Source organism: Psychrobacter sp. NPDC078409 (assembly GCF_050268505.1).
Classification (GTDB): Bacteria; Pseudomonadota; Gammaproteobacteria; order Pseudomonadales; family Moraxellaceae; genus Psychrobacter.
Genome location: NZ_JBNNGW010000004.1, coordinates 353623 through 377905 on the forward strand (window position 1 = coordinate 353623; position 24283 = coordinate 377905).

Consider the following 24283-nt stretch of genomic DNA (forward strand, 5'->3'; position numbering starts at 1 on the left):
AGTATATCAATAATTCAGGATTTATCTGTTGAAGGTATAGCAGTACTTTGTGAGTTTATGCTACTCAAGCTTACCCTAATCTGTCATAGCACCATGCAAGCCCCTGATTTTAAATAGTTATTTCAAAATGTTTCAAAACGATCTTTGTTGCTACAACCTTGCAATCTCGCTTCACGTATCTTGTTATTTTTAATTTAATCAAAGAGATAAGCTAGCTTTATAACGCTAAAATCGAATGAAAATTTTGATAGTCCGGATAACTTTTTAGCTAACCAACTTTGCTCAGTTAAAAAATCCTCAATTAAAAAACGTGCGATTCCGTGTACGTGCGATATACCCTATTTTTACAATAACCCACCTGCAAATCATCCAAAAGCTTTATACCATGCTGATAAGCAACTCATATTTCAGATATTCTATGATGAAAGCTAGGACAGTGCTCAACTATTAGATAAGAATACCTTTATGAAAAATAGTAGAAGTAAAGAACGTGGTTGGTATTACGATTCTTAATAGATTTCTGATTTGGATCTTGATAGATGTCTAGTTTGGATTATCTAACTTAGACAGCATTGACCGTATTTTTTGGAATAGAGATAGAACACTAAGATTAGAATAAAAAATAATAAGGATAACTATGTACGACACTGGATTGATGATTGGACATTTCGAGCCGCTGCATTTAGGGCAGATGCGCAGCATATTGGATGCAGCAGGACAAGCCAAGACCTTGCATATCGTCATTATGGCGCATCCATCGCCGCATCCTGATTTTACCATTACCCTACAAGACAAAGCGCGTTGGCTACAGATGGCCTGTGCCGACTTGCCATTTATTCATATTCATACTACTCATGAGATAGAGCTACCGCTGCACGAACATCTGTATAGCGCCAGTAATGATGCCAGTATCGATGTCGCTGCTAGCAATGCCAAATTGCAACGTTTGATGGACGCCTTATCACTATCAACAGAGACTGTATTGTTTATGGCGGAAAACCATCCGCTCACTCGCAATGACATACAAGAGCAGCTGCTTTTGCCAGTCGTTACTACGCCGCTACAGCCGGAATTTGACTCTTATGCGATTGCGCGTGATCCCGTTGCCCATTGGTCAGCACTTCATCCGCAAGCCCGCGCCGACTATACCAAGACTGTCGCTATCGTCGGCGGTGAAAGCTCAGGTAAAACAACGCTAGTCCATAAGCTTGCCAATTATTATGGTGCCAGCTTTGCCCTAGAAATGGGGCGTCTGTATGTTGGTACAGATTTGGGTGGTAGCGAGGTTGGATTACAGTACAGTGATTATGGCCCTATTTGTCTCGACCATGCTGAGGCAATCCGAGAAGCTAAAGCCAATGCAACGGCCCCTATCACCATCGTTGATACTGACTTTGTCACTACGCAAGCATTTTGTGAAGAGTATGAGGGTCGAACACATCCCTTTGTGGCTGCTTGTATCGATGAATTTCGTTTAGACCACACCATTATGTTAGATAACAATACGCCATGGGTTGATGATGGTATGCGATCTTTGGGTACGCCTGAAGCGCGTGGACGCTTTGAGCAGCGTTTGATAGATATTTTTGCGCGTCACGATATTGCACCGCATATGATTGATCAGCCTGACTATGATGCTCGCTATCAGCAAGCACTACTATTGATTAATCAATATATCTATGGCAAAAAATCATAAACTGTACTGAGCATATTTATAATAATTTATTCACTAGCATATGTTATTCAACTAGCACACGTTATTCAACTAGCACATGGTAGTTAGCACTATATTGATATCAGTATTTACTTGAGGGGAAAAGCGATGCGTATTCAGCTATTGGACAACATCACCGGAAAATGGGCGATGCAATGGATTATCATTTGGTTTATTTGCGGTGTTATTGCTTTGTCCGCAGGTTTTTGGCTCACGACAGACCATACCACGCTTGATTGGTTTTATTTAGCGGTCTCGTTCATTGGTTTGGTTTGCGTGGTCTCGCTATCATTCCGCAAAAACGTCATGGGCAATGGCTTTGGTATGGGGGCAACGGCTGGCGAAGTCATTGTGCAGGCAACGTCTGGCGCAGTTGGTTTGATGCTTGCTCCACTATTTAACTTTTTTACCCATGTTTACGGTATCTTTTATTGGTCGAAGCACACCGATCCTGATGGCGACATGATACCTAAATCAGCAAGTAAAGCTGTTTGGTTGATTACCGCTGCCTTCATCATCGTTGGACTTGCACTGTTCCCTACGGTAAATGACTTATTAGCGAGCTACGGCTATGCGGTCGTACAGGATGATAGTAGTCTGTTTTTGGGATTTATCTCTTTCTTTTGGATTAATGTGATTGCCTTTGTGCTTTCTATTACCGCTCAGGCAGCTATGATTCTGCGTTATTCATTTAACTGGTGGTTGTGGATTATCGTCAACTTCGTCTGGCTCATTGTGAATCTGATGTCTGGTAACTATATCTTTGCTATTCAGACTATGGTGTATCAAGTAAACGCCTTTATCGGCCTGTATGAATGGCATCGCAGCGAGCAGGGATAATGCGTCTCTTATAGAAAAACCCCCTGGGAGTTTGAATAAACCCTTGCTGATATAGTATCAATAGTACGAGTGAACTTGACTGTGCCGTCTATCAGATAACATGGTAGACAGGCGCAATTAGTGCTACAACTGATGTTAACAATCGTTCTTATACTGAGATCAGTAGCGAGTCCATTAGCTAGTATGAGTTACTTATCTTATTTACTAACAGGGAGGTTAGTATGTCTCGTCAACCAAAAATGTCCAAACGTACGCTAGAGCAATGGCTTAGTGAGTATTCTGTCAGTCATCAAAACTTGGTCAATAAAAAAATCCATTGGCTATGTGTGCCGACAATCTTTGTCAGTCTGTTAGGTATGGGCATGTCACTATCTGTGTGGTTTACCTTGGTACTAAGCGCATTGGTATTATTGTTTTATGTACGCCTGTCTACGCCACTGTTTTTAGCGATGGGTATGTTTATTCTTATCTGTCTATCAGTGATGGCAGCGATGCCATGGGGTTTTAGAGCATGGGCAGCGGTATTTGTCGTTGCATGGATTGGACAATTCATCGGTCATAAAATCGAAGGCAAAAAACCTTCTTTCTTTAAAGATTTACAGTTTTTGTTAATCGGTCCAGCATGGGTGGCTAATAGTTTGATGCAGCGTAAATAGTCGTTGGACTCTGTAAGAATGGATCTTAGCTGTAAGCTATTTGATAAAATCTACAATCTTGACCCTCAACACTAGAATATTACCAATAAAAAAACGCCACCTAGCAATTACTGAGTGGCGCTTTTTGTTTTACGTAAGCTTTTGGGACTATTAAGATTTTGAGACTATTAAAATTTTAGGGTTATATAAAATAGACTACCCTATCTTACGCACCAAAAACTTTCATACGCTCTTCGACTGGCTTAAATGCTTTTTCGCCCGCTGGCTGCTCAATCGTTCCAAATACCAATTGTGCATTTAGTGTCCAGTCTTTGTCGATATCCCAAGCATTAGCTACTTTTTGATCGATTACTGGATTGTAGTGCTGTAAGTTTGCGCCAACATCGATACTGGCTAGTGCCGTCCAGATAACATACTGATGCATGGCGCTGGTTTGACTTGCCCAGATTGGGAAGTTGTCAGCATATAGTGGTGCGGCTTCTTGCATACCTCTAACGACTGCTTGATCTTCAAAAAACAATACAGTACCAGCACCATTACGGAAACCATTGACACGCTCTTTGGTCGATTTGAACTTCTCTTCATCACCAACGATTTCACGTAACGTATCTTCGGTCATGTCCCACAATTTACGATGGTCATCGCCGAACAATACAACGATACGTGTCGATTGCGAGTTAAACGACGATGGCGTGTGCAAAATAGCATGTTCAACTATTTTTACGATTTCGTCGTTAGCTACTGGCAGTTGGTTGCTTAGCGCATAGATAGAACGACGTTTCTCTGCTAGCTGCTGTAGTGTTGTTAAATCTGACATAGTGTTTCTCCATGTTGTTAGTAAAATAATTGTTAATAAAAATAATTTTTAATATGAGTGATTGTTGGTATGAACACTCTAATTGATGAAGTGCTTTGCTCTTGACTACATAAATAGTGGTACTTCCATCACTAGTACACGGCTAGCTACTGTTGCGTCCATCGTAAAGCTCTGAATATCCCAAATGCAAAAGCCGTCACGAGTAGACAGGATTTGGCCATTTATTACGACTTCACCGCTGATGACAAATACGTAGACACCGTTGTTAGAATCATTTAACTGATAAGTTTGCGATATACCTTCGTCAAAACTACCCATGCTAAACCAAGCATCTTGATGAATCCAAACCCCTGCATCATCGGCATTAGGTGATAGCACTTGGCTAAACTCGTTAGGTCGCATGATGTCGCCCATATGCACTTGCTGATAACGCGGTGCGACATCCATTTTGTTTGGTATCACCCAAATCTGCAAAAACCTCACAGCCTCTGCATCGTCACCGTTCATTTCACTATGGGTAATGCCTGTACCCGCTGACATCACTTGAATTTCACCAGTTTCTATGACGCCCTCGTTGCCGATACTATCGCCGTGAGCGAGCTTGCCGGATAGAGGAATACTGATAATCTCCATGTTACGGTGCGAGTGATTGCCAAACCCTTGACCGCCAATGACAAAGTCATCATTAATAACGCGTAAGGCACCAAACCCCACACGCTCAGGATTATGATAATTGGCAAAGCTAAAGGTATGTCTGCTTTTAAGCCAGCCATGATTGGCATCGCCACGTGAGTCTGCTGCATGATAGATTGTTTTCATAATTCGTCCTTAGCTATCAACAGATTAATCCTCTATATACTTATTATCGATTAATCTATTTAAACAATGGGCTTATTATAATTATTAATTCTACATAGATAAACAACACTAAATGCAATTAACTATTCTGTTTTTTAGAACAATTAGAGCAGTTCTAATGTACTACAGATTTTTTACATATATTAGCACAGCTAACTTTATATAAATTACTTTAAGTTATGCTTATATAAAAAACTGTCTGCTGTTGAAATTTTCTGTGAAAATGTTCATGACGCTCTTTATTTGAAACTACCCCTTTATGATTGTTCTTCGTAAGCGTATAAGAGGTAACTCAGCTATTGATTGTTTATCGCTTATTGTCTATTGAGTAAGCACCCGCACCATGAGCAAAAATCATCAAAAACCCACCTGCGATCGAAATATTTTTCATAAATGAGATCATCTGTGACTCATCAACCCAGAACTGATGAAAAAGAATAGCTGACACGATGCTAAACCCAGTAAACAAGAAAGCGATTGGGCGAGCTTTATAACCTAGCAAGATAGCGATACCACCTAGTACCTCAAACGCGATTACCAATGGTAATAACATACCAGGCACACCTACTGACTCCATATAGCCTTGAGTAGTCGCATAATCTGTGATTTTACCAATGCCTGCAAAGATGAAAATGATTGACAATAATAGACGACCGAGCGGTGCGCTAAATTGCTGTAACTTGTCCATAATAATGCTCCAAAAGTGTGTTTAATCATGTCTCTAAGTAGAGAATAGCGCGATTATAGGCGTTGACTAGCATGGGACAAACAGCAATAATCACAAATATAAGTTCTTGGTGTAAGAACAATCATGAGGCATCGATAATGGGTCAATTAGAAGACATGGCGATGTTTGTACGCATTGTTGAGGCAGGTAGTATTACCAAAGCTGCTGAGCAGTTAAATATTGCAAAATCAGCCGTCAGTCGCCGACTTAAAGAGTTGGAAGAGCGTTTAGGCAGTCAATTAATCAGCCGTACTACCCGCCAATCTAAATTGACGCAAGCTGGTGAGCAATATTATCAGCAAGTGAACAATATCTTGCGTGCAGTTGACGCTATCAATGAGCATACTACTGACGCTCCTATGCGTATTGAAGGTACGCTAAAAATGACAGCGCCGTTGTCCTTTGGACTCATGCATTTGAACGATGTGATTGATAAATACGCCAATAAACATCCCAATCTGAGATTCGATCTGGATTTTTCTGACCGACGTATCGATTTGATTGAAGAAGGCTATGAGTTGGCCATTCGAATCGGCGAGCTACAAGATTCTAGCTATCAAGCGAAAAAGTTGGCATTGATTCGTTGTGTGATTTGCGCCAGTCCCGATTATTTGGCAAGAATGGGCATGCCTGAGACGCTAGACGATTTAGACAACCATGCGCTTTTGCAATACAGTCTCGGTCAAACCAATAGTATAAACTTGGTGGATACTGAAGGCAGAAGTCATCATCGTATGATAGATGCCAAAATCAAAGCCACCAATGGTGAGTTCTTAGTAGATTTGGCAGTCAAAGGTCATGGCATTACCTTTGTGCCAACCTTTATAGCTTATAAACAACTGGCACTTGGCGAGCTTGTACCTGTCTTCCAACACTATCAATTGCCAACCCTAACCGCTTATGCTGTTTATCCAAAAAATCGTTTTTTGTCGCAGCGTTGTCGTTACTTGATTGATTTTATTGCCGAGCAATTCGGTGACAATCCGTACTGGGATCAATATTAGTCAACACTCTTATTATCCCTAACGATATCAATTGCTATTGATTTTGGGTCGCCGTCCCCTCTTTAACCCGACTAATCGTCAGCCCCGTAAATCCAAATAGCAGTGTCAGCAGTAACGACAAATAACAGAAGAACGCATAAGGCAGATAATCTAATACTGGCACCCCTAGCGCCTGACTGATAAACACCCCGCACACACTCCAAGGCACCAATGGATTAATCACCGTTCCTGCATCCTCAATCGTCCGAGACAAATTCTTAGGATGTAAGTGTAAGCGCTCAAACGTTGACCGAAACGCCGTACCAGACAATAGAATACTCAAATACTGCTCACCGATCAGCACGTTAATGCTTAGTGCCGACATCGCTGCCGCAAATATCGCTCGCCCTGAAGTCGTCAATGTGTCTTTAATACCAGATAGTAGTGCTGGCAGAATCCCTAATGCCGTTAATAGACCACCTAAGCTTAATGCCAGTATCACAATCGCCTGAGTAAAGAACATACTCTGTACACCGCCACGCGACAGCATACCACCTACTTCCCCTAGCTCTAATGACTCAGCAGGAGCATAGCCTGCAAACAAGTAACCACCTAATTGACCAAAGCTTGGTGAGCTATGTACATAAGTAATAATAAGTGCCGCGGCAATCGTACAGATAATCGTATAAATCGCATTGACCCGAAACAGCGCTAACCCTACCAATATCACAAATGGCAGTACCGAATATCCATGTACCAGACCACTGTCTATCAGCTGACCTTGCAATATAGTCACTTGACTCAGATCAGCACTGGTCGTTTGTCCTGAGAACATCCAAAACAATATCACCGTCAATATCCATGCAGGGACTGTCGTATACATCATATTACGAATGTGCTCAAACAGATCAATACCCACGACGGATGACGCAATCGTACAAGTATCAGACAATGGTGACATCTTATCACCAAAGAATGCCCCTGATACCACTGCCCCAGCCGCTATCGCCACATTGGCATCAAACGCATTACTCATGCCAATAAAGGCTACGCCCAAAGTCGCTGCAGTCGTCAAACTACTACCCAGTGCAATACCGATAATAGAGGTTAAGATAAAGGCAGAAATATAATAGTATTCAGGTGAGATCAGCTGAAAGCCTACATACATGAGCGTAGGTATAGCACCTGACATCATCAGAGCCGCAACCATCAGACCAATAAAGAAGAACAGGTAGATAGCACCGATACCACGCATAACACCTGAGGCCATTTGTGCTTGCATGTCATCAAAGCTGAGTCCTTTGTACATACCAATAGCCAGTAGTACACAGATGGCCAATATAAGAGACAAGTGCGGTACCCAGCCAAAGCCGATCATGGTGATGCCCATGATACCGATAACGATGGCGGATATGATAAAGGCGAGCTTGGCACTGATTAATGTGAGGGGTTTTGGTGGCATTGGATGCCCTTATGTTGCTATAGGTTTAATTTGCTCAAATATTTAAGTTATGCGTCAATTCTTCAGTATTTATTATGGCTAGACTCTGTCTTGCTTATAGTTAGCTTTAGTTTTTGCTATTAGCTGACTTAGGACAGATTTTACACATAAAAAAAAGCCTCACTGTGAAGTGAGGCTTTTTGCGCTTTTTCAAGCCATATTTGGAGCGGGAAAAGAGATTCGAACTCTCGACCCCAACCTTGGCAAGGTTATGCTCTACCACTGAGCTATTCCCGCTTAGTATCAATCCGTAGCGTTGTTAACAACTACTCCGTCTCGATAGGCTGGCTATTTTAGCAAATATTCTGTGGGTGTCAACACCTTTTTTAGAATTTATTTCTAATATTTTTAGCTAAATGCCCTTTTTATCGGATAAATCAACATAAGCAATTGATTTAAAAACAGGAATTAATTTTGATAATATAAAAAATATTTCACATTAATTATAGAACCTTAAGTCTGGGCTTTACTTCCTTTAGCTTTATAACGGTCATAAGACAATCGATAAAGTAAAAACTCACTATTTGCACTCTAATAAAAAGATATCGCACTTACAATCATACGCTTTATTGTTACTTTTCCTATCTTGGTTTTAGGTGGTTAACATTATTATACTTATGTCTAATGGCAGTTAAGGTAAACTTTTACTGTTTAAGCGGATGAATAAGCACTACTAAAAGATCAATAAACACGGCTCCCACATCTGCTGCACTATTTTTTAACTTGTTTGACTTTACGTTTTTCCATCTTATAGAGAGGATATTTTATGAAGAAGTTATTAACCACGACAGTGATGGCCGCTTCATTGTCAGCACTGACCTTAACTGGTTGTACCAGCACTACCAATTCTGGCGCAGTTGGTGTTGATCGTCAGCAGTTGCTATTAGTGTCTAGTGAGCAAGTATTGGCGCTATCTGCTCAAAGCTATGCCAAAACAATACAAGACGCAAAATCAAAAGGTGTGCTAGATACCAATACTGCTCAGCTAAACCGCTTAAAAAATATTGCCAACCGTCTAGTCGGTCAAGTTGGTGTCTACCGCGCAGATGCAGCCAAATGGCAATGGGAAGTACACACCATCAAGTCTAACGATCTAAATGCATTTGTGGTGCCGGGTGGTAAGATTATGTTTTATTCAGGCATCATCGATCGTCTGAACCTCACTGATGATGAGATTGCTGCCATCATGGGTCATGAAATATCTCATGCACTACGTGAGCATTCACGCGAGCGTCTGTCACGCGAGTATGCGACTCAAACTGGTATCGGTCTGGCTGCCAGTATATTTGGCTTATCACAAGGACAGGCTGAGCTAGCTGGTACTGCTGGTAATTTAGGCTTGAGCCTACCCCACAGTCGCACTCAAGAAAGCGAAGCCGATCAGATCGGTCTCGAGCTGATGGCACGCGCAGGTTATAACCCTCAGGCGGCTGTTACCCTGTGGCAAAAAATGCAAAAAGCAAGCCAAGGTGAGCCACCACAATTCCTCAGCACTCACCCAACGAGCAGCAGCCGTATCGCAGAGTTACAGTCATTGATGCCAAAAGTTACGCCTCTATATCAACAGTCGCGCCGCTAATAAGTAGCTAATTAACTACCTTTACGCTTTAGCAGCGCGTGTTTAGATATCATAGAAGCAAAGTACAGCCAAAGCGTTGTGCTTTGCTTTTTTAGTTATAGCCAGACATTGCAGGTTTTATAATTGACAAGCATTGCAGTTGATAAGCACTGTAGTTGATAAGCACTGTAATCGGCAGGGTTTGCAATTGTTCGATTTGGCAATCGCACGCTATCCCGCTTATAGTGTCTGTTATAATGCCGATAAATATTATTTGAAGATTGCCCAATCAAATTGCGCAAAATACATTGAAGGATTGTTATGAGTACCACACCTACTGCCGACGCACTTCATGCCGAATTACAAGCGCTTGCGCCGCAGCACATCGAACTGCTCAATGAGTCGATGTCGCATGCCGGTTACTTTGAAGGTAAAGAAAGCCACTTTAAACTCACTATCGTTAGCGATGCATTTGAAGGTAAACGACTGGTCGGGCGTCATCAGCTTATATACGGCTTAGTCACGCCTTTACTCACCTCGCAAGGCGGCCAAGTACATGCCCTCGCTATCCATGCCTATACTCCGACAGAATGGCAAGGTCAAAGCCCTGCGAGTCCATTATGTGCTGGTCAAAACAAATAGCCGATTATGTTTGAATCGCAACTACATATTTTAAATTAGCCTATATACTGCAGTTTTAGAGGGAGCAATATTCAATGAAACATCTACATATGCTGATGGCAGCGCTGACTGTTGTGCTATTTTTATATCAAAGCTACTTAGTACTCAGCGCAGACCGCCGCGCACCACGAGCAGTCAAAATAGCCACGCATATTATCTATGCCCTGCTTATCCTGTCAGGTGCAATGATGCTAATGCAACTGATGGGTGTCAACGCTCCTGTCCAGTGGGTGTTTGCCAAAATCATTTTACTTATCGCGGCTATTAGCTCAAGCATTAAAGCATTTAAGGTTGATGCGACACCTGTACAAAGAAAAACAGGTATTCTTATCGCTGCCGTTGCCTATATCGGGATCGTAATACTTGCCTTTGCCAAACCAGCAAACTTATTTTAATAAGCGATTTTCTGTTTTAATAAGCAACCGTTTTAGAAAGCTGTCGATATTTTGATGACATGATGCGAAAATTTTTCATCATCGATGGATTTTCAATATCTTAATTGCGCTATTTTTGCTATCTTAAATAGATATAAATACAATCACTTAGCCACTGGAGCCATTATGAAAACGTTTACGACAGCGACACTACTAGCTGGCATTTTTGCGCTCTCAGGCTGTGCCTCTACTGGTAACATCACCCCGCAATATGTACCGCCAAGTACTTATCAAAATTATAATTGCCAAGCACTTGGCCAAGAGTACACTCGCGTCAACCGCTATGTCGAAGCGGCTCGCAATGAGCAATCTACCCTATCGGCATCAGGCGTCGGTGTTGGTGTCTCTGCCGGACGCTGGGGTATCTCGCCGAATATCAGCTTTGGTCTAGGCAAAAGTAACAATACCAAAGCACGTGATGCGAAATTATCGCGTCTCTATGGTGAGCGTGATGCAATTGTCCAGTCGGCGCGCATTCAGCGTTGTAGCTTTGCCAATGGCATTAAGATTTATGGTGAGTAAGTTTAAGCAAATGCAAAGCTATCTAAATGATTAAGATAGTGCCTGACACCGTAAAATAGTACATGACACAGCAAAAAAGCCAATATGCAGATCGCGTATTGGCTTTTTTATAATAGCTACGGTTTTTTATAAGAAAATATAAGTATTTGGATAAATAGCTTGGAGAAGAAGTAATCTAGTCTGACTAATACTACGACTGTAAGCTTTGCACCCATTGGATGATTTGATGACTTGGTAATGCGCCCGACTGTCGAGCGACTTCCTTACCATTTCTAAAAGCAACCATCGTTGGCAAGCTGCGAATATTATAAGGCGCGGCTGCCTGCTCGTATTTATCCGTTTGTACCTTAGCAAAGACTACTTGCGGTAATTGACTAGCAGCGCTCTTAAATTCTGGCGCCATCATGATGCAAGGCTGACACCAGCTCGCCCAAAAATCCACGATAGTTAGCACATCGTTCTTTTGGATGACCTTATTGGCTGTTTGCGCATTTAGCTCATGCGGACTGGCAGTCAATAATGGCTGGCCACATTTACCGCATTTTGGCGCAGCGCTTAATCGTGCAGCAGGCACACGGTTGGTTGCTTGGCAATGTGGGCATACTAGATGAAAACTTTGCTCACTCATTCTTTAATTCCTATTTTAATTATTTTATTGTCTTAAATACTGTTCATGAACGCTCTTATCTAAAGGCTATTTACGTTGCTTGCTGTAGTTATAGCTGTAGTCGTCGTTGCGTTGATTACATGAATAATTTTAGCATAGTTAATTGGGCTTATCCTTTATGCGATTTGCTGTGCCACACCGCTATACACATAGCTCATTGGTCGTGGACCGGGCAAATACGCTTCGCTCAACTCATCAATAGCAAACCCACCTTCTCTAATAAGCGCCGGAATATCGCGATCTAAATGACACCCACCTGCTATAGGTTTCCAAAAAGGTGTCAATCGATGCTGCCAACGCTCAACTGAAGAATCTGGCGCTACGCCATGCTCACAAAATAATAAGCGTCCGTTAGGTTTTAACACTCGCGCCATTTCTTGAAGCGCCGCTATTGGATCATCAATGCTACACAAGGTAAAAGTCATCACAATCGTATCAAATTGATCCGTATCGGCATGGATACCTTGTACATCGACGGCTATCACTTCAACCGGAATGCCAATGCCAGCTGCACGCTCACGAGCCAGCGACTGCATTTGAGCCGCTGGATCCACACCGATAATAGAAGAGACGTTGTCAGGATCATAAAACTGTAAATTCAGACCGCTACCAATGCCAATCTCCAACACGTTACCAAGCGCTTGCGGAACAATTTTGGAACGTGCTTTCATCACATTACCTGTACTACAGGCAATATCTATCATCTTTGGCAACACATAGCGCTCGTAAGGGTTCATTGCTTTCTCCAGTTATTGCCGACTTAGTGCTTGAGTTGGTCATACATAACATCTAAAAACAGACAGTCTACAGGTTAGCATTCTTATAGATATCAATCATACGATACTTACGTAGAGCTGCATCGGGTAATGATTTTCATCTATTAAACTGTTTAACTTATCCACCAAGGACATTGATCGGTACTTTTAGATAGCGCGTACCATTGTCTTCTGGCTCGGGGAAATGTCCGGCATCGATATTGATTTGTACAGCAGGAATGATAAGACGAGGCATATCTAAAGTCGCATCACGGCGCTCACGCATCTGCACAAACTCCGCTTCGTTTATACTGTCTTTGACATGGATATTTTCTAGTTTTTGCGCGGCTACCGTCGTCGTTGGGCAATGCTGACGACCTTTGCTCGGATAATCATGACACAGATACATGACGGTATCTTCAGGAAGTGCTAGCAGCTTCTGAATAGATTGATAAAGCGTTTTGGCATCGCCGCCAGGGAAATCACAGCGGGCTGTACCGACATCAGGCGCAAACAACGTATCCCCAACGAATACCACTGTTTTCTCATTATCAGCGGCTAGATAGGCCATATCGGCACGCGTATGACCGGGTACATACATCGCAGTGATAGTAATATTGCCAAGCTCTAAGGTCTCGCCTTCGTCTGTCAAGATATCAAACTGGCTGGCATCAGTACGGAAACTGGTGTCAAAGTTAAAAATTTGCTTAAAGATTTTTTGTACTTCGGTGATATGCTGACCGATGACTAACTGTCCGCCAAGGCTTTCTTTTACATGGATGGCGGCAGATAAATGATCTGCATGCGCATGGGTCTCGATAATATACTTAAGCGTCCAATCTTGCTCACGTACAAACTCAATCACTTCATCGACACTGCTAGTATTGGTTCGGCCTGATTTAGCATCGAAGTTCAATACAGGATCGACAATGGCGCATAATTTTTGCTCAGTATCAGCAAGTACGTGGGTATAGGTTTCTGTATCGCTATCTAAAAAAGAATGAACTTGCATGGCGGCCTCTTTGATTATTTATACATAAGTTATTTATACATATATTGATCATAGGGATTTTTATCTTTAATTAACCCTTAAATATGATATTCAGTCGTATATAATGCGTTCCTACGACTTATCTGATGCCACCAATATAACAACCACCATACAATTTATCAATTTATATAATGTAATTAATGATAACTTGCTATGTAGCGTGATATCATTGATAATCAACTATATATTGTTCAAAACATCATGACATTTGTTACCATCTAATGTAAGGAATTTGTTCTGACTACTTCTATTTCAGCCGAAGGTACACCTACTCGCAGTCCCACTGACGATGGGTCATCTGATACTGCAGATTTAGTACCTGCCGATCTTGCCAAGCAAATGCAGCAAGCATCGCTACAAGCCAGCCAACTACTAAAGTCGCTATCGCACCCTGATCGCCTCCTTCTTCTCTGTCAATTGACCCAAGGTGAATATTGCGTCGGTGAGCTGGAGGATTTGGTCGGGGTTGGACAGCCGAGCTTATCGCAGCAATTGGGTATATTGCGTAAAGACGAGCTGGTCGCCACACGCCGCGAAGGTAAGCAAATTTACTATAGTATCGCAAGCGAGGATGCGCTAGCTGTACTCGATTTGCTGTATCAACGTTTTTGTGCCAAAGCAGAATAACGCTGCCCTCGCCTAATTATTTGTACTATCTACTGTGGTGATTGATATGTCCTCTATCGTCGCTCATCTGATTCCAGCTTGGCTGCGTCAATACCAGCTCTCAGCATTGCCGACTGATCTCGTCGCAGGCATAGTGGTGGGTGTGTTGGTCATACCGCAGAGCCTAGGTTACGCAGTGCTTGCAGGACTGCCGCCTGTTTATGGCCTATATGCAGCGATCGTACCTGTCCTCGTTTATGCTTGGCTCGGCTCTAGCAACGTGCAAGCCGTAGGACCTGTTGCCATTACCGCTATCATGACAGCCAGTGGCTTACTGCCTTATGCCGAGCAAGGCACTGAACAGTATGCACTGATGGCCAGCCTATTGGCACTGATGGTAGGTGCACTGCTGTGGATTGCAGGACGGTTAAAACTTGGCTGGATCATGCAGTTTATCAGTCGCGGTGTGTCTGCAGGGTTTGTAAGCGGTGCAGCGGTCCTTATATTTGTCAGTCAGCTCAAATATCTGACCGACATTCCGGTCACTGGCAATAGTTTGATTGGGTATCTATCTACCATGCAACGCTATGCCAGCCAGCTGCATCCATTGACCTTAGCTATCGGTATTACCGCATTTGCGCTATTGGTTGCCAATCGCTATGCAAGTGAGTGGATATGGCAGACGTGGCTATCATCGTCGTATGCCAAATGGGCAGAGCGCTTATTTCCGCTTATTCTACTTGGCATTGCTATCGTACTTAGTATGGCACTGCATTGGAGCACGCATGGTGTCGCGACCATCGGTCGTATTCCACAAGGTCTGCCGAGCTTTACGTTACCGCATATCTCTGACTTACAAGAAGCGCTGAAGCTATTGCCAACCGCAGGATTAATGGCACTGATCATATTTGTGTCGAGCAGTTCAGTTGCCAGCACCTATGCTCGTTTGCGCGGTGAGAGCTTTGATGCCAATCGTGAACTGACTGGACTGGGTCTGGCCAACCTGTCTGGTGGACTGTTCCAAAGTTTTGCAGTTGCAGGAGGCTTTTCGCGTACGGCTATCAATGCCGACTCAGGCGCGAAGACACCACTTGCCAGTCTCGTCACCGTACTGGTAATGATTGCCGCACTAATAGCCTTTAGCAATGCGCTAGCCCCACTGCCCTATGCGCTACTGGGCGCAACTATCATGGCCTCTATCATTGGCCTGATAGATATTGCGACCTTAAAATCCGCATGGCAGCGCGATCGCTTAGATGGTGCTAGCTTTTTGGCTGCGTTCGTCGGTGTTCTGATATTTGGTCTAAACACGGGACTTGTCATTGGTCTCATGGTGTCATTCGCCAGTCTCATCTGGCAGTCGAGTAAGCCACATGTCGCCATTGTTGGTCAGCTGGGCGGTACAGGACATTTTCGTAATATCAATCGCCATGACGTCGTAACTTTTAACAATTTATTGATGTTGCGTATCGATGAGAGTTTGTTCTTTGGTAATAGTGAATCTGTACATCGACGCATCCTCAATGCCATGCAGCAATATCCCGCTGCCAATGAAATTATATTGATTATGGCCGCCGTCAATCACATAGATCTGACCGCCCAAGAAATGCTTAGTACTTTAAATAAAGAGCTTGCGCTGCAAAACAAGCGCTTACACTTTAGCTTTATCAAAGGTCCTGTGATGGACATCATCGGTCACACCCCATTGATTAGCGAGCTATCAGGGCAAGTCTATCTGAGTACCTTAGATGCTGTCGATGCGTTAAAGTAATCTATATTTTGTTCATAACAAAGTCGCTGCTACATTAGTTTCACTCAATCTCAATTACTATTGTCGCTTACAACACAATATCGCTACGATAGCGCCTGTGTTATGCTAGACGCACTAAATAGGGAATCAATTAACCTAGAAATCGGCCTAAAAAATGCTGATTTATAGTCTTTTGATATTCTTAGCCAACCCTCAATAATAAATATACTTTAACAAATATAACTGAACCTATTTTATGACCGATGATTTAACGATTTATAAGCAAATATACCCAAGCCAATGCGTTAAGATTGCTGAGCTTGGTTATCGCTCAGTGCTTAATATTCGCCCAGATGCCGAGATTGAAACACAGCCTAATAGCTGCGATTTGGCAACGGCTACCGAACAGGCAAACCTAGCGTATCAGCATCTACCGTTTGATGATGAGCGTCTAAGTATGCTGACGGTCGAGCAGTTTGCCGATTTCTATCACTCAATGCCCAAGCCTATATTAATGTTTTGCGGTACTGGGGCACGCGCCAAGCTACTGTACCAAAGCGCATTGATGCAAGGTCTGTTATAACAACCGTCGCTCGAACCAACACGTTTTATAAACCCAACAACACCAATAAAAAAAAGGAGCTCTTATGAGCCATGAAGTTAGCTTTACCGGACAAATCACGCCTGACCAAGTGCCTATGATTGCCGAAAATGGTTTCAAGACCATTATTAATAATCGTCCTGATGGTGAAGAGCCAAATCAGCCAACCAGTGCCGAAATCGAAGCAGCAGCCAAAGAAGCTGGTCTTGCTTATAAAGAGATTTCTTTTGCAGGTAATGAGCTGAATCAAACTCACGTTGAAACGTTTGCAGATTTCTTTAATCAAGCTGAGCAGCCAATGCTGATTTTTTGCCGCACAGGTAACCGCTCAAACGGTATCTATGAAGCCGCTAAGCAAATGGACTTACTAGACGACTAAAGCAGTACAAACTGATTAAACAACTAAAGTATTTAGCCCACAGAATCTTGTGGGCTTTTTACTGCGCTTATCATTATGCTCAAAGTTGCATTAACTACAAACAGCCCGCTCACTACCTAGTCACTGCCTAATCATTTCCCGATAGCTTCCAACAACCTTGACCAACCTCGATAGTCACGACAAGTGGGTTACTAAGCGAGCGTAATACCGCTATTATCATTTGATATGCATGAGCTAGCAGTGGTTGAGACACCTCAATAGCTAGACGATTAAATACCAAAACACATGGAATGTGAGCAGCTGTATGGTGACAAGGTTGCCCCGCTGCTATTTACTTTCAAAACGCCATCTTGATATGGCATTTTAGTTTTACAAGGAATGTTTGATGAATAATACCGCGCTAGCATTACTGCCACTAGCCCTTGCCTACATTATGTTCACTCTAGGAGCAGGGCTAAAACTGAGTGATTTTAAGGTCATTGCCAAATATCCAAAAGCGTTCTTTGTTGGCTTAATCAATCAAGTTGTGTTGGTACCGTTGGTTGCGCTCGCAGTCGTGTTAGTAACGGCTCCGCCACCAGCGATCGCTTTTGGGATTATGCTGATTAGTTTTTGTCCCGGCGGCGTCACTAGCAACATGCTGACCTACTATGCCAAAGGAAATGTCGCGCTCTCTATCGCGTTGACCGGTGTAGTCAGCATACTATCGGTCATTACATTGCCTATCTTAATCACGTTGGCTTTTGATCATTTCATGAAAGATCAGGCGAACTCTATTAGCGCGATAAAGATTGGCCTAGTCATGTTCTTATTGACCACATTGCCAGTGTCTCTTGGTATGCTTGCTCGCCACAAATTTACGGACTTTATGGTACGTCGCAGCAGTCTGCTTAACGGCTTGGCTAGCGTGTTTTTTGTACTAATTGTCTTTGCTGCTATTGCCTCTAACTGGCAACTACTACAAACACAATTCACTCAAATTGGTTTAGAGCTGATCTTTATCATTGCTATTTTATTCGCTATTAGCATCTCGATCTCTAGAGTCCTAAAGCTCAGCTGGTATGATACCAAAACCATCTCGATAGAAACCAGTATCCAAAATAGCACGACGGCTATTACCTTAGCCCCCATCATCATGGGTGTGAGCACACTGCCAGTTATAGCACTGCCTGCTGCTTTGTACGGTGTGCTGATGTATGTCGTTGCGCTGCCCGTTATTTTCCTAATCAAAAACAAGAACTGATTGTAGTAAGTACGAGAAATAAAAAGCGCCCTTCTAAATAATTGCCCGTCTAAATAAGCGCCCTTCCAAACATTGGAGGGGCGCTTTTTTTGGAATAGGATCTAAATGATAGAAATATAGCTCGGTTTATAGACTGGTCAATACTCAATATTGAGTACATAATAAAATGCTACTGTTATCGCTTAATAGGACTCTATGATGGAAAAACCGTTATTAATTATTGGTAATAAAAACTACTCATCTTGGTCGCTACGAGCATGGCTGTTGCTCAAAGCATTCAATGTTGATTTTGATGAGCAGCTTGTTGAGTTGTTTCATCCATCAGCACTTCCAACGCTCGAATCACATTCGCCAACAGGTAAAGTACCTATTTTAGTCTATGGCGAAAAAGATAATAAAATAACCGTTTGGGACACCTTAGCTATTGCTATGCATGTCAATGAGTACTTTACGGATATTGATATTTGGACAGGTGTTGATAAATCTAACGCTGAAAAAAGAAATAGTAATCAAAGTAGAATAAATAGCGCCTACTGCCAAAGCATCGTGGCTGAGATGCATTCGGGATTGACAGGTATTCGTAACGAGATGCCGATGAATATACGAGCAACGGCTAAGATACAACCAAGTAATGCTTGTTTGGCTGATATTGCTCGTATCGAAGACATTTTTGCCGATTGTTTAAAAACTCGCTCAGCAGACAGTTTCTTATTCGGAGATTTCACAGCAGCTGATGTGTTTTTTGCTCCAGTGGTGCTGCGATTACAGACTTATGCTGATGCATCTGATATTACTTTGCAGCCACTTACCAAGCAGTATTGCCAAACTATGTTAAATCATCCACACATACAGGCATGGCAACAATCAGCACTGATAGAAACTCGTATTATTGAAGAAGATGAAGCAGGCGAGATAATGTCGATAGTTGGCGTATTGGCGAATAACCATTCATTTTAGGCATAAATAATATCTTGCATAAAAAAACCACTTCAACTCAGTTAAAGTGGTTTTTTTCTTTCATAACAAATAAATCCTACGAGTACTACTGTTTTTGGTCTAACGCCTCTTTTACCGCTTTTTTACCCCATGCGCTCAGATCGAGATCCAGTTTTTCATACTCTTGCGCATCAAATAACGGCTCTTTAATCCCTGATTTTAACTGACTTGCAAAGTCGTCAAGTAGACGCTTAGCTCGCGGAAACAACATTATCAAGGCCAATAAGTTTGCTAGCGCTAGCACGCCCATCAACGGATCAGCGAAGAAGAACACTGCGGTTGCTGCAGGAGCCACTGCGCCCAAGAATAATACCGCAATCACCACAATTCGCAAAATCAGAGTCGCCATTTTAATATTCTTTTTGACCAAGAAATTAATGGCATTTTCACCCATATAATAGTTATACATGATAGAGCTTAGGGCAAATAGCAATATCGATATGGTGAGAATATACTGTGCCCAATCCCCAAGCTGGGTCGTGAGCGCTTGCTGTGCCAGTACAATACCATCGACTTCAGCACCTGGTTGATATACGCCGCTCAGTAAAATCATAAATGCGGTGGCACTACATACGATTATCGTATCAATAAACACAGACAGTGATTGCGAGATACCCTGACTAACAGGATGAGTGGCGTAAGCGGTGGCGGCAATATTAGGCGCAGAACCTAGACCTGCTTCATTAGAGAATAAACCACGCTTCATACCTTGCTCAATCGCCACACCAATACCACCGCCCACGACAGACTCAATGCCAAAAGCATTTTTGACAATCATTACCATCAGTGCAGGCAGTTCTGTAAAGTTAAACGCAATAATAATAAGTGCCATACTGATATAGATTAATGCCATAACAGGAATGACAACGTCGGCTACTTTTGCAATGCGCTGAATACCGCCAAAGACAATAAATCCACCTGCAATCACCAGAACCAGACCCGTTATCCAGCGGTCAATCCCAAAACTTTCAAGTGCTGAGCCTGCTACCGTGTTGCCTTGGAACGCCACAAACCCTATAGAAAAAGACAGTAGTAGCGAGATCGCATAGATGACAGCGAGCCAGCGATAGTCTTTACCTAGCCCATGTAAGATATAGGTCGCAGGGCCACCGCGAAAGTTACCATCATTGTCTCTACGCTTATAAAGCTGGGCTAAGCTACACTCGACAATACTGGTCATCATGCCAATTAAAGCCACAACCCACATCCAGAATACCGCTCCCGGTCCTCCTAAAGAGATGGCAACCGCAACGCCAGCAATGTTACCGCCGCCTACACGTCCACCGATAGAAACGAGCAACGCCTGACGGGCAGAAATCCCGTCGTCTCCTACTTCATCCGTTTTGAACACACGGAACATACGTTTAAAATATCTAAACTGAGCGAACCTACCTACGATGGTAAATAATAGACCAAAGATAATTAGCATAGGCACGAGTGCCCAGCCCCACGTTAGATCCCCAATTAGGGCGAAAAAAGCTTCAATGTATTCCATGCCTACTTTCCTTATAGTTCATGACGCTATGTTAGGTTTTATTGCATACATTATTGCATCAACAACACGAGTTTGTAATGCAAATGTCGAATTTGTAACGTAAATACTGATATTTTCTGAGTGAAATCGGGTTATTGGCTCATACAAATGACCACTTTCTAAATATTAGGACTTCCTCTATATAAAAGTATTTATGCAATAGCACAAAAAAACCACCTCAACCGAGGTGGCCTTTTATACTGAAACTAAACTGAACAGCTTACTGCATGACCAAGTATTCAAACGCTGACAGTGCCGCTTTACTACCTTCGCCCATCGCAATGTTAATCTGCTTAAATGGCACGGTGGTTACATCACCACAAGCAAAGATACCTTTACGATCTGTACGGCAGCGCTCATCGATTTCGATCTCACCAAAGCGGTTTAGATCAACGAAGCCTTTGATGAATCCAGTGTTTGGTACTAAACCAATCTGTACAAACACCCCTGATAAATCGCGCTCATGAGTCTCACCTGTGCTGCGATCTTGGTAGACGATAGACGATACTTTGCCATCAGTCGCTTTGATCTCTTGTGTCGCTGCACCGGTAATGAACTCGATGTTAGTTTTCTCTTTGGCTTTATTAATCAGTACTTGGTCAGCTTTCAACTCATCAGCGAACTCGAGTACAGTAACGTGATTAACGATACCTGCCAAATCTAGTGCTGCTTCAACGCCTGAGTTACCGCCGCCGATTACTGAGATATCTTTACCCTTGAAGAATGGGCCATCACAATGCGCACAGAAAGCCACACCTTTGCCGATATTCTCTTCTTCGCCCGGTACACCAAGCTTTCTCCACTGAGCACCTGTCGCTAAGATAATACTACGAGTATTAAATGTCTCACCAGTGTTTAGGTGAATACTGTAGTTCTCTTCTTCAGTCTCGCCAATTTCTTTAACGCTCACATGCTCTTTTAATGTGATGTTGTATTCAGCCAAGTGCTTAACAAAGTTAGTAGATAAATCTGTACCATTGGTTAGCGGCACTGAAATCAAGTTTTCAATGTCTTGCGTGTCTTTTACCTGTCCACCGATACGATCAGCAACCATTGTAACTTTTAAGCCTTTACGCGCTGTATAAATAGCAGCAGCCACACCTGCAGGGCCAGCACCGATGATAGTAACGTCTTGCTGCTCTAATTGCTCAGCATCGTCTTCTACTTCTGACAATAAGTCAGGGAACTGCTCTTGCAGTTTTCCGATCAATTTAGCAGTGTCGATTAGGCCGTTAGCAAATGGCTTACCGTTTAAAAATACAGCTGGTACACCTTGGATTTTGTTCGCTTCTACTTGCTCTTGGAACAATGCACCGTCGATCATCTCATTGCTGATGCCATCATTTAATAGCGCGAACTGGTTCAATGCTTGAACAACTTCTGGGCAGCTATGGCATGACAATGACACGTAGGTCTGGAACTGTAATGGCTTATTAAAGCGCTTAACTAACTTTTGGATGCCTTCATCCAACTTTAGCGTATGACCACCCGCTTGCAGAATGGCCAAAATCAATGACGTAAACTCATGACCACCTGGGATACCGCTGAATACGATACCAGTGTCGTTTGATTCGCCATCAATGTGACTGACTACTTTGAAACTAATCGCACTAGGCAAACTATCGTCAGTTGCTTCTGCATCGAAGTTGATTTTGTCTGTTGTTCCAGCAATCTTGGTCAAAAAATCTACCAATTCTGCACGTTTTACATGCGTACCATTACCTAGTACAAAGGTAATTGGACGTGTCATGTTTTCGCTATAGCTCTTAACGGCATCTAATAAATTCTGATCTATCATGTTTGTTCCTCATTATGACTGAATATGTAACGGCAGCTGTCATGCTACGCGTCTAAATACGAAATAGTTGGTGTTAATAATTTTGTATAAAAGGTTATATGTAGTGGGCTCTTGCCCTTTGATGTGTCTATTATCAAGCGTTTAGCGAGTTTCGGCAAGCTGAGAAACTCAAACTTTATGTTTTATAAAACCAATCGTTTATTGTTTTAAATAATTAAATACAAATACACAAACAAATGATAGTGATGGTACATGGTCTATTTTTTCGCTACAATCGAATGGTATTGATAGCAATATGCATTATCAATATCGTGAAGTAACTATCTTTATTACCATTAAACTTTCACCCCTTCCAAAAAAAGTCTCACCATCATAAGCGTCTTAACCATAACGTGCTTACGCTTATTCTAAGCCTGCACTAAATAACAAGGATGACAACATGACAATGACAGACACATGGCAAGATCACAGTGATATTATCGATGAGCTTAAGCAAAAGGACACGCATTTTGCGAGTATCTTTGACGAGCATACGACTCTAGATAGGCAAATTAATAAGCTTGAAAACGATGTGGTCAAGCATGCCAGTCGCGACGAAGAAATCGAACAAATGAAACGACGAAAGCTACAGCTTAAAGACGAGATTTATAAAACCATTGATAAAAATAAGGCACAGTCTCGCGCTTAATATTGCGTCTATACTTAGAGATATGCTAAAAAAATAATTCTAACAATACCTATGTTTAAGACGTAAAAAGACCCCATCAACTTATGTTAATGGGGTCTTTATTTGTAGCACTGCCTTAAATCAGATGTTTAAGATACGGCGCTACTTTTATCTAAGTATGAAATGTCTACTTAGATTTTACCAACTAGGTCAAGACTTGGCTTCAATGTGTCGCCGCCTTGTTCCCAAGCTGCTGGGCAAACTTCGCCGTCGTTTTCACGAACATACTGTGCTGCTTTTACTTTACGTAGCATATCTTTCGCGCTACGGCCGATACCGCCAGCATGTATTTCAGCGACTTGGATCAAGCCATCAGGATCTACTAAGAATGTACCGCGCTCAGCCAAACCTGCTTCTTCAATCATGACGTTGAAGCCACGGGTGATTTTACCAGTAGGATCGCCGATCATTGGGTATTGTACTTTACCGATAGCTTCTGAAGAATCATGCCATGCTTTGTGCGTGAAATGCGTGTCAGTAGATACTGAGTACACTTCAACACCAAGGCCTTTTAGCTCGTCATAATGAGCGGCCATGTCTTCTAGCTCAGTTGGGCAAACAAACGTGAAATCAGCTGGGTAAAATAGGAAAATTGCCCAGTTGCCTTTTACGTCTTCTGAAGTGATGGTTTTGAACTCACCGTTTACGTATGCATCTGCTGAAAATTCTGGGATTTCTTGATTGATGATAGACGCCATGGTTGGCTCCTCTATAGTTAAGTAAATTGGAAATTATTTATATGGTTTTTTCAATTAGCCCTCTAGCTCTCTGGGCTACTTGACAAACTATACGCGAATTCTATGGTTAATCCAGTTAAAAGTTTTTAATGTGATGTTTTGTTTTATTAAACTTGTTAAACTATTATCTCTACATTTTATCATTGGT

At 42.4% G+C, this 24283-nt stretch carries 25 protein-coding genes and 1 tRNA gene; 15 read left to right on the plus strand and 11 right to left on the minus strand.

Going from position 1 to position 24283, the window contains the following annotated elements; translation table 11 throughout:
- Positions 1–637 precede the first annotated feature (637 nt).
- The 3 genes from nadR (at position 638) to ACQKC9_RS10300 (ending at position 3210) form a co-directional block, all read left to right on the plus strand.
- Positions 638–1696 (plus strand): multifunctional transcriptional regulator/nicotinamide-nucleotide adenylyltransferase/ribosylnicotinamide kinase NadR, encoded by a 1059-nt coding sequence (gene nadR, locus ACQKC9_RS10290; protein ID WP_427621696.1) that lies wholly within the window; start codon positions 638–640, stop codon positions 1694–1696.
- A gap of 126 nt (positions 1697–1822) precedes the next feature.
- Entirely contained in the window at positions 1823–2554 is a 732-nt protein-coding gene (pnuC, locus tag ACQKC9_RS10295) for a nicotinamide riboside transporter PnuC (protein ID WP_238052837.1), read from the plus strand.
- A gap of 221 nt (positions 2555–2775) precedes the next feature.
- Positions 2776–3210 carry a DUF962 domain-containing protein gene (locus ACQKC9_RS10300; protein WP_427621697.1) on the plus strand — a complete coding sequence of 145 codons (435 nt, stop codon included), beginning with the start codon at positions 2776–2778 and terminating at the stop codon, positions 3208–3210.
- Positions 3211–3415: 205 nt separating this feature from the next.
- On the opposite strand, the gene ACQKC9_RS10305 is transcribed toward ACQKC9_RS10300, so the two are convergent.
- From ACQKC9_RS10305 to ACQKC9_RS10315, 3 genes are all read right to left on the minus strand, one after another.
- Positions 3416–4027 carry a nitroreductase family protein gene (locus ACQKC9_RS10305; protein WP_427621698.1) on the minus strand — a complete coding sequence of 204 codons (612 nt, stop codon included), beginning with the start codon at positions 4025–4027 and terminating at the stop codon, positions 3416–3418.
- Between the two features lie 105 nt (positions 4028–4132).
- A complete protein-coding gene (locus ACQKC9_RS10310; protein ID WP_427621699.1) occupies positions 4133–4846 on the minus strand; it encodes a pirin family protein in 714 nt (237 codons plus the stop codon).
- Positions 4847–5192: 346 nt separating this feature from the next.
- Positions 5193–5573: a DoxX family protein gene (locus ACQKC9_RS10315; RefSeq protein WP_427621701.1), complete on the minus strand. Its 381-nt coding sequence runs from the start codon at positions 5571–5573 to the stop codon at positions 5193–5195.
- A gap of 137 nt (positions 5574–5710) precedes the next feature.
- On the opposite strand from ACQKC9_RS10315, the gene ACQKC9_RS10320 reads away from it, so the two are divergent.
- Positions 5711–6616: a LysR family transcriptional regulator gene (locus tag ACQKC9_RS10320; RefSeq protein WP_427621703.1), complete on the plus strand. Its 906-nt coding sequence runs from the start codon at positions 5711–5713 to the stop codon at positions 6614–6616.
- Positions 6617–6650: 34 nt separating this feature from the next.
- On the opposite strand, the gene ACQKC9_RS10325 is transcribed toward ACQKC9_RS10320, so the two are convergent.
- Both ACQKC9_RS10325 and ACQKC9_RS10330 read right to left on the minus strand, forming a co-directional pair.
- On the minus strand, positions 6651–8057 hold the full coding sequence (locus ACQKC9_RS10325) for a Na+/H+ antiporter NhaC family protein (protein ID WP_427621704.1): 1407 nt from the start codon (positions 8055–8057) through the stop codon (positions 6651–6653).
- Between the two features lie 201 nt (positions 8058–8258).
- A tRNA-Gly gene (locus tag ACQKC9_RS10330) sits at positions 8259–8333 on the minus strand.
- Positions 8334–8862: 529 nt separating this feature from the next.
- Here ACQKC9_RS10330 and ACQKC9_RS10335 point away from each other — a divergent pair.
- The 4 genes from ACQKC9_RS10335 to ACQKC9_RS10350 all read left to right on the plus strand — a co-directional run bounded on the left by ACQKC9_RS10335 (position 8863) and on the right by ACQKC9_RS10350 (position 11291).
- Positions 8863–9675, plus strand: coding sequence for a M48 family metallopeptidase (locus ACQKC9_RS10335; protein WP_057761502.1), 813 nt, complete (start codon positions 8863–8865; stop codon positions 9673–9675).
- 300 nt (positions 9676–9975) lie between these two features.
- Positions 9976–10296 carry a BolA family protein gene (locus ACQKC9_RS10340; protein ID WP_290175894.1) on the plus strand — a complete coding sequence of 107 codons (321 nt, stop codon included), beginning with the start codon at positions 9976–9978 and terminating at the stop codon, positions 10294–10296.
- Between the two features lie 74 nt (positions 10297–10370).
- Positions 10371–10730, plus strand: coding sequence for a SirB2 family protein (locus ACQKC9_RS10345; protein WP_427621706.1), 360 nt, complete (start codon positions 10371–10373; stop codon positions 10728–10730).
- Between the two features lie 165 nt (positions 10731–10895).
- The gene (locus ACQKC9_RS10350; protein WP_102091853.1) at positions 10896–11291 is read left to right on the plus strand and encodes a hypothetical protein; all 396 of its coding nucleotides are present in this window, start codon (positions 10896–10898) and stop codon (positions 11289–11291) included.
- Positions 11292–11481: 190 nt separating this feature from the next.
- Here the strand turns inward: ACQKC9_RS10350 and trxC are convergent, their stop codons facing one another.
- The 3 genes from trxC to ACQKC9_RS10365 all read right to left on the minus strand — a co-directional run bounded on the left by trxC (position 11482) and on the right by ACQKC9_RS10365 (position 13725).
- A complete protein-coding gene (gene trxC, locus ACQKC9_RS10355; RefSeq protein WP_102091852.1) occupies positions 11482–11919 on the minus strand; it encodes a thioredoxin TrxC in 438 nt (145 codons plus the stop codon).
- A 155-nt stretch (positions 11920–12074) separates the two neighbouring features.
- Positions 12075–12695, minus strand: a complete 621-nt coding sequence (locus ACQKC9_RS10360) for a class I SAM-dependent methyltransferase (RefSeq protein ID WP_427621708.1) — start codon at positions 12693–12695, stop codon at positions 12075–12077.
- A gap of 157 nt (positions 12696–12852) precedes the next feature.
- The gene (locus ACQKC9_RS10365) at positions 12853–13725 is read right to left on the minus strand and encodes an MBL fold metallo-hydrolase (protein WP_201568721.1); all 873 of its coding nucleotides are present in this window, start codon (positions 13723–13725) and stop codon (positions 12853–12855) included.
- Positions 13726–14103: 378 nt separating this feature from the next.
- Here ACQKC9_RS10365 and ACQKC9_RS10370 point away from each other — a divergent pair, with 378 nt between their 5' ends.
- The 6 genes from ACQKC9_RS10370 to ACQKC9_RS10395 all read left to right on the plus strand — a co-directional run bounded on the left by ACQKC9_RS10370 (position 14104) and on the right by ACQKC9_RS10395 (position 19300).
- Positions 14104–14391, plus strand: coding sequence for an ArsR/SmtB family transcription factor (locus ACQKC9_RS10370; protein WP_057761516.1), 288 nt, complete (start codon positions 14104–14106; stop codon positions 14389–14391).
- A 46-nt stretch (positions 14392–14437) separates the two neighbouring features.
- Positions 14438–16141 (plus strand): SulP family inorganic anion transporter, encoded by a 1704-nt coding sequence (locus ACQKC9_RS10375; RefSeq protein ID WP_427621710.1) that lies wholly within the window; start codon positions 14438–14440, stop codon positions 16139–16141.
- Positions 16142–16376: 235 nt separating this feature from the next.
- A complete protein-coding gene (locus ACQKC9_RS10380) occupies positions 16377–16703 on the plus strand; it encodes a beta-lactamase hydrolase domain-containing protein (protein ID WP_057761519.1) in 327 nt (108 codons plus the stop codon).
- 64 nt (positions 16704–16767) lie between these two features.
- Positions 16768–17100, plus strand: a complete 333-nt coding sequence (locus ACQKC9_RS10385; RefSeq protein WP_057761521.1) for a TIGR01244 family sulfur transferase — start codon at positions 16768–16770, stop codon at positions 17098–17100.
- Between the two features lie 385 nt (positions 17101–17485).
- A complete protein-coding gene (locus ACQKC9_RS10390) occupies positions 17486–18343 on the plus strand; it encodes a bile acid:sodium symporter family protein (protein ID WP_427621711.1) in 858 nt (285 codons plus the stop codon).
- Between the two features lie 198 nt (positions 18344–18541).
- Complete coding sequence (locus tag ACQKC9_RS10395; protein ID WP_427621713.1) at positions 18542–19300, plus strand: glutathione S-transferase family protein; 759 nt, start codon at positions 18542–18544, stop codon at positions 19298–19300.
- A gap of 85 nt (positions 19301–19385) precedes the next feature.
- On the opposite strand, the gene ACQKC9_RS10400 is transcribed toward ACQKC9_RS10395, so the two are convergent.
- Positions 19386–20834 carry an alanine/glycine:cation symporter family protein gene (locus tag ACQKC9_RS10400; protein ID WP_427621714.1) on the minus strand — a complete coding sequence of 483 codons (1449 nt, stop codon included), beginning with the start codon at positions 20832–20834 and terminating at the stop codon, positions 19386–19388.
- Positions 20835–21093: 259 nt separating this feature from the next.
- A complete protein-coding gene (gene ahpF, locus ACQKC9_RS10405) occupies positions 21094–22671 on the minus strand; it encodes an alkyl hydroperoxide reductase subunit F (RefSeq protein WP_427621715.1) in 1578 nt (525 codons plus the stop codon).
- A 439-nt stretch (positions 22672–23110) separates the two neighbouring features.
- On the opposite strand from ahpF, the gene ACQKC9_RS10410 reads away from it, so the two are divergent.
- On the plus strand, positions 23111–23359 hold the full coding sequence (locus tag ACQKC9_RS10410) for a YdcH family protein (protein ID WP_057761532.1): 249 nt from the start codon (positions 23111–23113) through the stop codon (positions 23357–23359).
- Positions 23360–23529: 170 nt separating this feature from the next.
- Here the strand turns inward: ACQKC9_RS10410 and ahpC are convergent, their stop codons facing one another.
- A complete protein-coding gene (gene ahpC / locus ACQKC9_RS10415; RefSeq protein ID WP_057761534.1) occupies positions 23530–24096 on the minus strand; it encodes an alkyl hydroperoxide reductase subunit C in 567 nt (188 codons plus the stop codon).
- Between the last annotated feature and the right edge of the window lie 187 nt (positions 24097–24283).